Source organism: Protofrankia sp. Cj3, assembly GCF_917627355.1.
GTDB lineage: Bacteria > Actinomycetota > Actinomycetes > Frankiales > Frankiaceae > Protofrankia.
On the sequence record NZ_CAKJTR010000019.1, the window covers coordinates 30,027 to 41,575 of the forward strand.

Annotated in this window: 10 protein-coding genes and 1 tRNA gene; 8 read left to right on the forward strand and 3 right to left on the reverse strand. The window is 68.4% G+C overall.

What is annotated here, in order from left to right; genetic code table 11:
- Nucleotides 1–755: 755 nt before the first annotated feature.
- Entirely contained in the window at nucleotides 756–1,328 is a 573-nt protein-coding gene (locus tag MJ783_RS04445; RefSeq protein ID WP_239308641.1) for a DUF6036 family nucleotidyltransferase, read from the reverse strand.
- On the reverse strand, nucleotides 1,325–1,912 hold the full coding sequence (locus tag MJ783_RS04450; protein ID WP_239308642.1) for a helix-turn-helix transcriptional regulator: 588 nt from the start codon (nucleotides 1,910–1,912) through the stop codon (nucleotides 1,325–1,327). Before MJ783_RS04450 ends, MJ783_RS04445 begins: the two co-directional genes overlap by 4 nt.
- A gap of 514 nt (nucleotides 1,913–2,426) precedes the next feature.
- Between MJ783_RS04450 and MJ783_RS04455 the strand changes: the two genes are divergently transcribed.
- On the forward strand, nucleotides 2,427–3,185 hold the full coding sequence (locus MJ783_RS04455) for a replication initiator (RefSeq protein WP_370651438.1): 759 nt from the start codon (nucleotides 2,427–2,429) through the stop codon (nucleotides 3,183–3,185).
- 119 nt (nucleotides 3,186–3,304) lie between these two features.
- Here the strand turns inward: MJ783_RS04455 and MJ783_RS04460 are convergent.
- Nucleotides 3,305–3,376, reverse strand: a tRNA-Arg gene (locus MJ783_RS04460).
- A 73-nt stretch (nucleotides 3,377–3,449) separates the two neighbouring features.
- Between MJ783_RS04460 and MJ783_RS04465 the strand changes: the two genes are divergently transcribed.
- The 7 genes from MJ783_RS04465 to MJ783_RS04495 all read left to right on the forward strand — a co-directional run.
- Nucleotides 3,450–3,839, forward strand: coding sequence for a response regulator transcription factor (locus MJ783_RS04465; protein WP_255724007.1), 390 nt, complete (start codon nucleotides 3,450–3,452; stop codon nucleotides 3,837–3,839).
- A 112-nt stretch (nucleotides 3,840–3,951) separates the two neighbouring features.
- Nucleotides 3,952–5,130 (forward strand): DALR anticodon-binding domain-containing protein, encoded by a 1,179-nt coding sequence (locus MJ783_RS04470; protein ID WP_239308644.1) that lies wholly within the window; start codon nucleotides 3,952–3,954, stop codon nucleotides 5,128–5,130.
- Between the two features lie 85 nt (nucleotides 5,131–5,215).
- Nucleotides 5,216–6,640 carry a diaminopimelate decarboxylase gene (gene lysA, locus MJ783_RS04475; protein WP_370651439.1) on the forward strand — a complete coding sequence of 475 codons (1,425 nt, stop codon included), beginning with the start codon at nucleotides 5,216–5,218 and terminating at the stop codon, nucleotides 6,638–6,640.
- Nucleotides 6,641–6,678: 38 nt separating this feature from the next.
- Nucleotides 6,679–7,962 (forward strand): homoserine dehydrogenase, encoded by a 1,284-nt coding sequence (locus tag MJ783_RS04480; RefSeq protein WP_239308646.1) that lies wholly within the window; start codon nucleotides 6,679–6,681, stop codon nucleotides 7,960–7,962.
- Between the two features lie 47 nt (nucleotides 7,963–8,009).
- Nucleotides 8,010–9,122, forward strand: a complete 1,113-nt coding sequence (gene thrC / locus MJ783_RS04485) for a threonine synthase (protein WP_370651440.1) — start codon at nucleotides 8,010–8,012, stop codon at nucleotides 9,120–9,122.
- Nucleotides 9,119–10,165: a homoserine kinase gene (locus tag MJ783_RS04490; RefSeq protein ID WP_239308647.1), complete on the forward strand. Its 1,047-nt coding sequence runs from the start codon at nucleotides 9,119–9,121 to the stop codon at nucleotides 10,163–10,165. The genes thrC and MJ783_RS04490 overlap by 4 nt, the downstream gene beginning before the upstream one ends.
- A gap of 479 nt (nucleotides 10,166–10,644) precedes the next feature.
- Nucleotides 10,645–11,549, forward strand: a 905-nt coding sequence (locus MJ783_RS04495) for a Rho termination factor N-terminal domain-containing protein (protein WP_239308648.1), incomplete at its 3' end; no start/stop codon positions are given.

Consider the following 11,549-nt stretch of genomic DNA (forward strand, 5'->3'; position numbering starts at 1 on the left):
TTGCCGGAGCCTCTAAGCCGAAGTTGCGTGATCTTGATTGGATCTGACGGCATCTACCTGCAGATTTTGCTTCCGTTGGGCAAACTGTAGCCAGTATTCTTATGATTTTTTCGTGTGGCCATCGAGTGTCGGCTGCACGTGAGATCCCGGGCCGGTGTGCTCGTCGCCGGACATACTTGCAAAGCTGTGACCTGCGGAAACGTCGTGCACCACCGCACTATCAGTGTCTATTTCGCTCGGCAGAGTGATGTGTAGTCAGTAGGTGAATCCTTGATCAGAACAAATGTCCAGGTCGCCGGCCTACGGTGCGCTCATGATCACGTAACTTCGGATTAAGAGAGCAAGGCAGACCGTTCGCCGACGTACGTGGACGTCCGGTGACCTGTGGTGCGCGTTCGCCAGCCTCCGTGCCTGTCCACCGACGTCCGCCGACTCGGGTACACCGTTGGACCGTGGTGCGGATGCCGTGCCGTCGTGAAGCGGTTTTCAAGACCATCTTGGCTATCCGGGGATCATGCCGTTCACCTGAACGTTCGCCCCCATGGGACCACGACCGTGTACAACGTCTCCACATATTCCCCACAGACACTCACCTGACCCGGGTGTTCGCGCCTGTCCGCTCACGCTGCCGTCAGCGTTCGCTGTCGCTAGAAAACAGGTAACGAGGGGCGGGAGGGTAGACCCCGCACGATCGGTGAGACTCACAAGACCTACCCAATCCGCGACCGCCGTGCCATCACCGGCTGGCTGTTGGCCTACTGGGCGTGCGCAAGGAGCTGGACCGCGCGTTCGGCCAGCAACCGGACCTCGGTCTGGACGTCCGTCCCGTCGATGATGAACTCGAAGATGCCCGGATCTGTGTAGTAGCGGTAGATCAACATCTCGAAATCCTCCGCCGTCGCATGGGTCATTCCTGTACGCGCGGCGAGCTCCAGGATGTCTCGCGAGTCCTTGCGACGCTGAGCGACCAGTTTCGTGGCGAGGAGGAACTCGTCCGAGGCGTATGTGACGCGAAGCCCTGGCCCGGCTACCGGCGTCGGCGCGTCTTCGGGCACTGGTGGCATCCACATGCTCGCGCGGGTGTTGAGCCAGTTCCGCGGAAGGCCGATCTCGGCAGCCAGCGCGCGAGCCTCGTCCATGACGATTTCATCGCGGGTGATCGCGTCGATGTCCTCTGTCTGTCGCAGGTACTTGCTCGAGCCGACGGCGATAGCGGCACCACCTACGATGAAGACCGATGCAGACGCGCCTCGCGAGCGGAGGCGCTCGTCGAGCTTGGCGAGCAGAGCGGTTATCTCGTCTGCCGTGAACTCGTAGCCTTCGGTCACGCGGTGACCAGGTCGCGGGCGGGGACGAAGACGTTGAGTTCTTTCAGGAACTCCGGGGTTTTGGCGATGACCTGTTCGCGAGTGAGAAACGGATGATCGGGAATCCACGGCTCGGGCAGGCACCTGGGCTCGCACCACGCGGGTGGTTCGACACCGACCTGGTCGAACTCGCGGCGTGTCAAAACGGCCAGCAGGGTGTCGAAACCGGCGCTCCCCGTCGACGGCGGGGCCGCCTCCCATGCGCAGACCGTGTCACCACCATCCTCGAGGAGCATGCGCAGGTGGTCGCGGCCCTGAAGAAGCATCCGCCATGCCCAGTCCTCGTCGTCGGTGTCGCGGATGATCTTAGCGGTGACCGGCGCGGACATTACCCGCGCACGACGTGTGGCGGCGAGGCCCTGGGCTATGCGCTGTGCGCGGAAACAGAACGCGGCGGTCGGCTTCGTCCTGCCGGAGCGGTAGGTGGAGAACCGGGAAGGCGAGGTCCCGAGCGCGGCGGCGAACTCGGCCTGGGTCAGGCCGCTGTCGGCAAGGGCACGGTCCAGCCAGGCCGTGACCTTGCGCGTGTCCCGATCGAGCTTCACGTGGCACCTCCCTGCTCCGAATTATCTCATCAGGCAACCAGGGTGGACGTCTGTCAAGCCGAGAGTGGACGTCTGCCGGCTCGGCTGTCAGTTTGGCTGTCAGGCCCATAAGGCGGGATCCAGAGGTAAAAATGATCTAGAGTCCCGTAGCTGTGATCGGTTGCGGGGCTCTGGCTTGCGGAGATGCGGCGCGCTTGGAGGGACTCGAACCCCCAACCTCTTGATCCGTAATCCTCAGCGATACGTCCATGGATGTCCACCGATATCCATCAGGGCAGGTCATGGCTTCGGGAACGTCCACCGGCGTCCGCCCCCGTTGCAGTACACATGCAGTACGGTGCCTGTCTGGCTGCCTGTGACGGAACGTGAGGAATCCGATCAAAGGTCGGGTCCGCCTGCTCGACGAGAGCCTGGGGCCGTGCTGGTCCTGGGAGGGTGAGCGCGAGCTGTAGTCGGGCAAGCACACGACCATCGGACAGTGCTGCGTCAGGTGGCGGCGGCAACATATCACCAGGTGTGGTGGCCAGCCTGCGACCAGCCGATGTATACGATCGCTGGCCGGTTGCCCGAGTGGGACGAGCGCCAGGGCGGCTATGTCGATCCGGCCACGGCCGAACCGCTGCCGACGTGGGATGAGGCGTTGGAGGCAATCGGGGACGATGACCCGCCGTCGCACGTCGTCCGTTTCGGGCCTCAGCTGCGCGCCGACGGCGTGACGGCGAACTCGGCGCAGGTTGGCCGAATGATCGGTTATCTCACCAAGTACCTGACAAAGGCGCTGGACGTCTGCCACGAGGTGACCACCGACGCCCAGCGTCGCCACGTCGATCGACTCGCTGAGGCGCTGCGGTTCGAGGCGTGTGCGCCGACCTGCGCGAACTGGCTACGCTACGGCATCCAACCACGCAACCCCCGGCCCAGACTGACGCCAGGCTACTGCAAGGGCAAGGCCCACAGGCAAGCCACACTCGGGTTCGGAGGGCGCCGGGTTCTTGTCTCTCGTCGGTGGTCGGGAAAGTCGCTCAGCGACCACCGTGTCGACCGACGAGAGTGGATCGCGGCTCAGCTCGCCGTGCTCGGCCGGACCATGCCTGACCCGTCCCGGTTGATCTGGCTGCCCGCCCATCCCGGTGATCCCGGCGTCCCGCGCCGCGAATACCTGATCATGCGGGGGATAGCGGACCGGATCCGGTGGCGGGCCGAACTCCAGACGGCGGCGAACGCTCCTCCCGATGTCGGACCATCATCACCAGCGATCGTCCCGGCGGCCTGACTGGCCAGCCGCCCGACACATCCGACATGTACCCACCTGTGTGGGTAAACCGTGGCCAAGATCTGGAATGGGCAGACCACAGCGGCTACGATTAGCCCCATGACCAGGACATACCTGAGTGCCCCCGGCAGGATTCGAACCTGCGCACCCGCCTCCGGAGGGCGGTGCTCTATCCCCTGAGCTACGGGGGCTTCAGGGCAAGCGGGTATACCGTACCAGGACCGCGACGGTGGCCGCGTAGACGGGTCGCCGTAAGCTCCCGATGTGTATTGCGCCCCCCCACGTGTCCTCGTTGTCGATGATGACGCGGTGATCCGTCAGCTCGTGGTGGTCAACCTTGAGCTGGAGGGCTTCGAGGTGCACACCGCGATCGACGGGCTGGACTGCCTCGAGCGGGTGCGGGACATCGCGCCACAGGTGATCACATTGGATGTCATGATGCCTCACCTGGACGGCTGGGACGTGATCGCTCGGCTGCGCGACGACCCTGAGACAGCGGACATCCGGGTGATCCTGCTGTCCGCCCGTGCCCAGGCCGCCGATCTCAGGCGCGGGAAGCGTCTTGGCGTCGACTACTACCTCACGAAGCCGTTCGACCCGGATGAGCTGATCGGGGTTGTGCGCAGGCTGGCCGGCCACGGCCAGACCGTCTGACACGCGGGCCGCTGGAGCGCGGGCTGCCTGCCGTCGACAGCGTGATGATCGGTGGCGATCGGTTCCGCTGTCCCGTGCCACTACCGCCGCCCACCGCCGATAACATCACGCCATGACTCCCGACGGCCTCGCGGAAGTTCTGCGGGCCATCATCGGGCAGCTGGTCGCGGACGGCGCGCTTGATGTGGTGATCCCCACGGTGGTGCCGGTCGAGCGCCTCAGATTTTTTGATCGTGGTGATTACGCCACGCCGATCGCGCTGCGCCTCGCCCGCTCGGCCCGGCGATCACCGCGCGAGGTCGCCGAGGCGGTCGCGGGCCGGTTGCGCCAGGATCAGGCGGTGGCCGCGGTGGCGGTGGCCGGTCCCGGTTTCCTCAACATCCGGCTGGCTGGCGGGGCTCTCGGCGAGATCGCACGTACGGTCGTGCGCGCGGGCGGCAGTTACGGATGCGGCCCGGCTGTGAAGGGCTGGCGCGGTCCGCCCGAGGCCTGCGCCACCCGGGCGAACGCCGAGACCGGGTACGCACACCCGGCCGGCCCGGTCACCCTTGCCGCCGCGCGCCGAGCAGCCGTGGCGGACGCATCGGCTCGGCTGCTCGACGCGGCCGGCGGTCAGGGCGGCGGTCTTGCCGGGATCGGTGCGGTCACCGCGGCGGCGGGCGAGGCTCAGCCGGGGCGGCCTGGCGGCGTCCGTCGTGACCGCGGGCCCATCGGGCAGCGGGTGACGCTGACCCGCGGCGGTGCGCCGGTGCGGACGCCGGCATCGGCCGGGGGACCGCCCCTGATCGATGATCTGGTGGATGCCGTCGGCGCCGACGCCGCCCGTTACTGGCTCGTCCGTGTTCCGCTGGACAGCGCCCTCGTTCTCGACCTGGACGTCATCGCCGGCCAGACGGATGACAACCCGTTTTTCTGTGTCCAGCACGCCCATGCCCGGATCCGCGCGCTGCTGCGCAGTGCCGGAGAGCTGGGACTGTCCCTGGATGCGGAGGGCGCCGATGTGCTGTTGCTGACCCATCCGCGCGAAGGCGACCTGCTGCGGGCGTTGGGTGAGCTGCCGAGGGTCGTGCGGACCGCGGCCGATCGCCGGGCGCCGTACCGGGTGGCGCGTTACCTCGAGGAACTCGCCGGCACGTACCGCCGTTTTCACGGCGTCTGCCGGGTACTGCCGCAGGGGGACGAGCGGGCGGGTGCGCTGGGCGGAGCGCGGCTGCTCCTGGCTGAGGCGACCAGGACCGTGCTTGCGAGTGGCCTGCGGCTGCTGGGAGTGCCGGCCCTGACGAGGATGTGACTGTTCGTGCGCGACGCGGATACGCGTGATGAGGATGTGACTGTTTGTGCGTGATGTGATCTATCTCGCCCAGCATCAGACGCAGCTGGAGGAAGGGCTGTGGCCGGCGTCCGCCGTTCTGGACACGGACGGTGTGCTGCGGGTCGGCGGGCTGCGGGTTGACGCGCTCGCCGCCGAGTTCGCCACGCCCGCCTACATCCTGGACACGGAGGACTTCCGGGCGCGTTGCCGGGCGTGGCGCTCCGCTTTCGCAGACGGGGACGTCTACTACGCGGGCAAGGCGTTGCTGTCGCGTTCCATCGCCCGATGGGTGCTCGCCGAAGGGCTCTCGCTGGATGTCTGCACAGGTGGTGAGCTGGGCATCGCGGAAGCGGTGGGCTTTCCGCCCGAGCGGCTGCTCTTCCACGGCAACAACAAGTCCACCGCTGAGCTGCGGCGGGCGGTCGCCTACGGCGTAGGGCGGATCGTCGTCGACTCGTTCGTGGAGATCTCCCGGCTGGCGGCGGTGGCCGCGCGGGCCGGCGTGCGCCAGCGGGTGTTCGTCCGGGTCACACCCGGAGTGGAGGCTCACACCCACCACTACGTGGCCACCGGGCAGGAGGACCAGAAGTTCGGCTTCTCCCTGGCCAGCGGTGCCGCGGCCGAGGCGATCAGTCAGGTGCTGGCCGCGCCCGAGCACCTTGAGCTCGTCGGGACCCACGCGCACATCGGCTCGCAGATTTTCGACACCGCCGGTTTCGGGCTGGCCGCCCATCGGATGGTGGGGCTGCTGGCCGCCGTTCGCGATGCCCACGGGGCCGAACTGCCTGAGCTCGATCTCGGCGGTGGCCTGGGGATCGCCTACACCGGCGAGGACGCGCCACTGGAGGTCGCGGAAGTCGCGGACCGGCTCCGCGCGATCGTCGGCAAGGAGTGCGCCGCGGCCGGACTCGCCGTCCCGCGGCTGGCGGTCGAACCGGGCCGGGCCATCAGTGGCCCGACCGCGATCACGCTGTACGAGGTCGGGACGGTCAAGGAACTGCCGGGGCTGCGTACCTATGTCAGCGTCGACGGCGGGATGAGCGACAACATCCGTACCGCGCTGTATGATGCACGCTACACGGCCCGCCTTGTCTCTCGGCGCAGCATGGCTGCACCCCGCGTGGTGACGCTGGTGGGCAAGCATTGCGAGTCCGGCGACGTCATCGCCCACGATGTGGCGCTGCCTGCCGACATCCGGCCTGGCGATCTTGTCGCTGTGCCGGCGAGCGGGGCGTACCACCGGTCCATGGCAAGCAACTACAACCATGTTCCGCGGCCACCTGTTGTCGCGGTCGGCGCCGGCCGGGCTCGCATGATCGTCCGCAGGGAGACCGAGATGGACATGCTGCGTCTTGACATCGACGAAGCGGGCATCCCCGAGCCCGACCCCGAGATCGACGGGGTCGAGCGCGGGGATGCCCGGACCGGCGTCGGTGTGGCTGTCCGGGGCGGCGCGCGTCCGGGCGACGGCGGGGCGAACGCACGATGAGGAATCCATGACGAGAACCACATGGTGAGGAACGCGGGATGAGGATTGCCCTGCTCGGGTGCGGTGTGGTCGGGGGTGAGGTCGTCCGGCTCCTGCACACCCACGCCGAGGACCTCGCCGCTCGGGTGGGCGCGCCCCTGGACCTCGCCGGTATCGCGGTCCGCCGCCTGTCGGTGGTCCGCGACCTGCCGGTCGATCCAAGGATCTTCACCACGGATGCGGAAGGGCTCGCGACCCGGGAGGACATCGACATTGTCGTCGAGGTGGTGGGCGGCATCGAGCCGGCCCGCACCTGGCTGCACGCGGCGCTCGGCGCGGGAAAATCGGTGGTGACCGCGAACAAGGCGCTGCTGGCCACCCACGGTGCCGCGCTGTACGGTGCGGCGGCCGAACACGGCGTGGACCTCTACGACGAGGCCGCGGTCGCCGGTGCGATCCCGCTGCTGCGCCCGCTGCGGGAGAGCCTCGCCGGTGATCGCGTCCGACGGGTGCTCGGCATCGTCAACGGCACCACCAACTTCATCCTCACCCGGATGGACGAAACCGGTGCCGGGTTTGCCGAGGCGCTCGACGAGGCGACCACCCTCGGATATGCGGAGGCCGACCCGAGCGCGGACATCGATGGATTCGACGCCGCCGCCAAGGCCTCGATCCTTGCGCAGCTCGCCTTTCATACCCGGGTCACGCTGGCCGACGTCTATCGGGAGGGCATCGGCGGCGTCACCGCCGCGGACATCGCCAGCGCCCGCGCGATGGGGTGCACGGTCAAGGCGCTGGCCATTGCCGAACGGTCACCGCAGACGCCGGGCGTGAGTGTGCGGGTGCATCCGGCGATGATTCCCCGTTCCCATCCGCTCGCCGGAGTCCGGGAGGCGTTCAACGCCGTGTTCGTCGAGGCGGATGCGGCTGGGCAACTGATGTTCTACGGTCGCGGGGCGGGCGGTTCACCGACCGCCTCCGCGGTGTTGGGCGATCTGGTGGCGGTGGCGCGCAACCGGCTGGCCGGCCGCCGGGGTCCGGGCGAGTCGGCCTACGCCGAGCTGCCTGTGCTGCCAATAGGCGCCACCGTGACCCGTTACCACATCAACCTGGATGTGACGGACAAGACCGGAGTGCTCGCCTCGGTCGCCGCCGCATTCGCCCATCGGGACGTTTCCATACAGAGTGTCCGCCAAGACGGCCATGGCGACGACGCGAGTCTTGTTCTGATCACGCACAGCGCCAGTGACGCGGCACTGTCCGCGACAGTCGAGGAGCTGCGGGAACTGGACGTCGTCCGGGCGGTCGCGGGTGTGATGCGGGTAGAGGGAGGTGAGCTGTGACGACATCGCCAGTGGCGGCATCGCAGCCGCAGCCGCGGATGACGGGCATGCCCGCGGCCGCGGCCGCGGCTGGAGGAGCTCCGGGCTCGGTCAACCGCAGCCGGCGGGTGTGGCGCGGCGTGATCGAGGAATATCGGGACCGCCTGCCGGTCTCCGCGGACACCCCGGTGGTGACCCTCCGGGAAGGCGGAACCCCGCTGCTGCCGGCGGAGCATCTCTCCGCGGTGACCGGGTGTGAGGTCCATCTCAAGGTCGAGGGTTCCAATCCGACCGGCTCGTTCAAAGACCGTGGGATGACCATGGCGATCAGCCGCGCGGTCGAGGCGGGCTCGCAGGCGGTGATCTGCGCGTCGACCGGTAACACCAGCGCGAGCGCCGCCGCGTACGCGGCTCGTGCCGGGCTGACCTGCGCCGTGCTCGTACCCAGCGGAAAGATCGCGTTAGGGAAGCTGGCGCAGGCGCTGGTGCATGGGGCACGGCTCCTGCAACTTGACGGCTCCTTCGACGACTGCCTGCGGGTCGCCAGGGACCTTGCCGAAACCTTTCCGGTCACCCTCGTCAATTCGGTCAACCCGTTCCGCCTGGAAGGGCAGAAGACCGCTGCCTTCGAGATCGTCGAGGATCTGGGCGCGGCGCCCGATGCCCACTGCCTGCCGGTCGGGAACGCCGGGAACATCACCGCTTACTGGCGCGGCTATGTCGAGGACGACACACTCCACGGTTCCGGCCGGCCCCGCATGCATGGTTTCCAGGCGGCCGGCGCCGCGCCCATCGTGCGTGGCAGTGTGGTCACCACACCGCAGACGATCGCTACCGCGATCCGGATCGGCAACCCCGCGTCATGGGCTTTCGCGCTGGATGCCCGGGATGCCTCGGGTGGCGCCATCGACGCGGTCGACGACCGTCAGATCCTCTCGGCCTACCGGCTGCTCGCGCACAAGGAAGGCGTGTTCGTCGAACCGTCCAGCGCGGCGAGCGTGGCGGGGCTTCTCCAGGCGCGTGCCGCCGGCCTCATCCAGGCCGGCGAACGGGTCGTGTGCACGGTGACCGGCAACGGGCTCAAGGACCCGGACTGGGCGATCAGCGGAGCGGCCAAGCCGGTGACCATACCGGCGACGGCTGCCGCCGCGGCCGTGGCTCTTGATCTGCGGCGGTCATGAGCCGTGCGCCCCGGGCTCCGGTGCCGGCCAGAGTCAGCGTGCGGGTGCCGGCGACCAGCGCGAACCTTGGGCCGGGTTTTGACGCCTGTGGGCTTGCGCTGGGCCTTTACGACGATCTGACGGTCGTTGTGACGGAGTCGGGCCTGTCGATTGACGTGACCGGCGAGGACGATGGCACCAGAGACGAGAGCCACTTGGTCGCGCGCGCGTTGCGGGCTGGGCTGGACGCGCTCGGCCTCGGGCCGACCGGGCTGAGCCTGACCTGTATCAACCGCATCCCGCATGGCCGTGGACTCGGTTCGTCGGCCGCGGCCATCGTGGCGGGCCTCCTTGCCGCGAGCGCGTTGGGCGGGGGCCATCTGAGCACCGCGGACGTCTTCGCGCTCGCCTGTCAGATCGAGGGTCATCCGGACAACATCGCCCCTGTCCTCTACGGTGGATTCACCGTGGCTTGGTACGATAATGGCGGTCGCCCGCAGGCAGTTCGAATCGATCCGCCAGATGATCTACAGCCTGTAGTCTTCATTCCCGCCCACCGCCAGTTGACGTCTGTGGCGCGGGCGGTATTGCCGGCTAACGTGCCGCATGTCGACGCCGCGGTTAATGCGGGGCGTGCGGCTTTGTTAGCAGTGGCGATGTCAGGAACCCTGTCTCCGGAGACGTTGCCTGCACAGACGTTGGGGATCCAGGCTGGCGGTCAGGAGTGGGCAGGCCGGCCTGGCGAGAGCCATCTTCCTGGCGGTCAGCCCGGCGCCAGCCGGTTGGGTACGGCGTCCTGGCTGGACGCGTTGGTGGCGGCTACCGACGACCGGCTGCACCAGCCTTACCGCCTGCCGTCCATGCCTGAGACCCGCGATCTGCTCGGACGGCTGCGAGCGGCGGGCCTGGCGGCCGTGCTGTCGGGTTCTGGACCGACGGTGCTGGCGCTGGCCGTGGGGGCGGAGCAGGCCGAGGCTGCCCGCGCATGTGGCGGGGACAGCTTCACCGTGTTCAATCTGCCTGTGGACAGGAACGGAGCACGGGTCGAGCTCGTCGCGGGCTGACGCCGTCGGTTCGGGTTCCACCCGGCCCGGTGTCCGAAACCCCCATCCGCACCGCGGGCCAGATCCTCGTTGAGGGCGACATCCAGCCGAAATGGTCGCGGCTCGGGTTGGAAACGGAGGACTCCGAAGCAATGCCCCTCGAAGGTTGTTGCCCAGATGACTCCGTCTGGATAGTCTGATGACTGCACTCGCTGCCGCCGCGGCGCGTGCTCGCCCGCCGGTGCTACCGGTTCATCGTAGCCGGATCATGGTGCCGGAACTTGGTGCCTCAGCCTCGTCATCGAAGCCTCGGCCAGCACCGACAAGTCCTCAGCGGGATTGACGAGTTCGCACGCGGCGCTCAGCCGTTAGCGCCGTCCACGGGCGCTCTGCTTGCCTACCTGGCGCTGAACATCGTTTCCACATGGGATGCCCGGGCGAAGAAGGTCAACAAGCGTCACCCGGCTCCCTTGAGCCGGTCCCTTCAGGGAAGGAACATCTTGAGCGACACCACCGACGTGCTGCCTGACAGCGCACGTGAGTCCGCGGAGCCCCAGACACCGACGTCGTCCGTGGACGCTGGTTCTCCGCGACGCCGGCGGTCAGGCACCGGCCTTTCAGCCATGCTCCTGCCGGAGCTGCAGGCCATGGCAAGTTCGTTGGGTATTCAGGGCGTGGGACGCCTGCGAAAGGGGCAGCTCATCGCGGCCATCCAGAACGTTCAGACTCCCGCCGGCGCCGCCGCAGGTGCGGCTGCCACCGCCGCCCGGCCGGCCGCGGCCGCCGCTGAGGCGCAACCGGCCCCGCAGCCGGCCCGGAGTACCTCAGCTTCGTCCACAAAGGCAGGGGACGCTGTCAATCCTCCGGTCTCCTCCAATCCTCCGCTCTCCGCGCCCTCAACCGAGGCAGCGGCCCCGGCCGAGGGCGCTATGCGTGTCCGGACCCGCCGTGGGGCTTCTCGGGCATCGGGCAGCCCGTCCACAGCCGGTGGTGAGCAGACGACACTGACCGACGCGCTGTCTGGCTCGCGGGAGACCCGTGGTGGGGCGAGCGCGCCCGGTCCGGAGAGCGGATCCGAGAATGTGCGGGCCGCCAGCACGGAAGAAGCCGCGCCGGGTGCCGCGTCGCCGGTGGTCACCACCCCAGCCACAGCGCCGTCCACCACTCCAGCGGAACCGTCGGTGGCCGGCGTGCCCGTCACGTCGGTGGCCGAGCCGGCCAGTGTTCCTCGCGTGTCGGAGAACGGCAGCGGGCGTGGCCGAGACGACAGGCGTGAGCGTCAGCAGGTCGACGGGGAGCGTGCCTCGGTTGACCGTCCCGTCGCCGCTGAGCGCCAGGGGCGCCAGCAGGGCGACCGGGGACGGGGCTCGGCTGATCGTGGCCAGGCCGATCGTGGCCAGGCTGA

Excerpts from the sequence above, each read along its gene's own strand:
- MJ783_RS04470 (WP_239308644.1), top strand. The coding sequence starts at position 3,952 with ATGACTCCCGACGGCCTCGCGGAAGTTCTGCGGGCCATCATCGGGCAG.
- MJ783_RS04480 (WP_239308646.1), top strand. The coding sequence starts at position 6,679 with ATGAGGATTGCCCTGCTCGGGTGCGGTGTGGTCGGGGGTGAGGTCGTC.
- thrC (WP_370651440.1), top strand. The coding sequence starts at position 8,010 with ATGCCCGCGGCCGCGGCCGCGGCTGGAGGAGCTCCGGGCTCGGTCAAC.
- MJ783_RS04490 (WP_239308647.1), top strand. The coding sequence starts at position 9,119 with ATGAGCCGTGCGCCCCGGGCTCCGGTGCCGGCCAGAGTCAGCGTGCGG.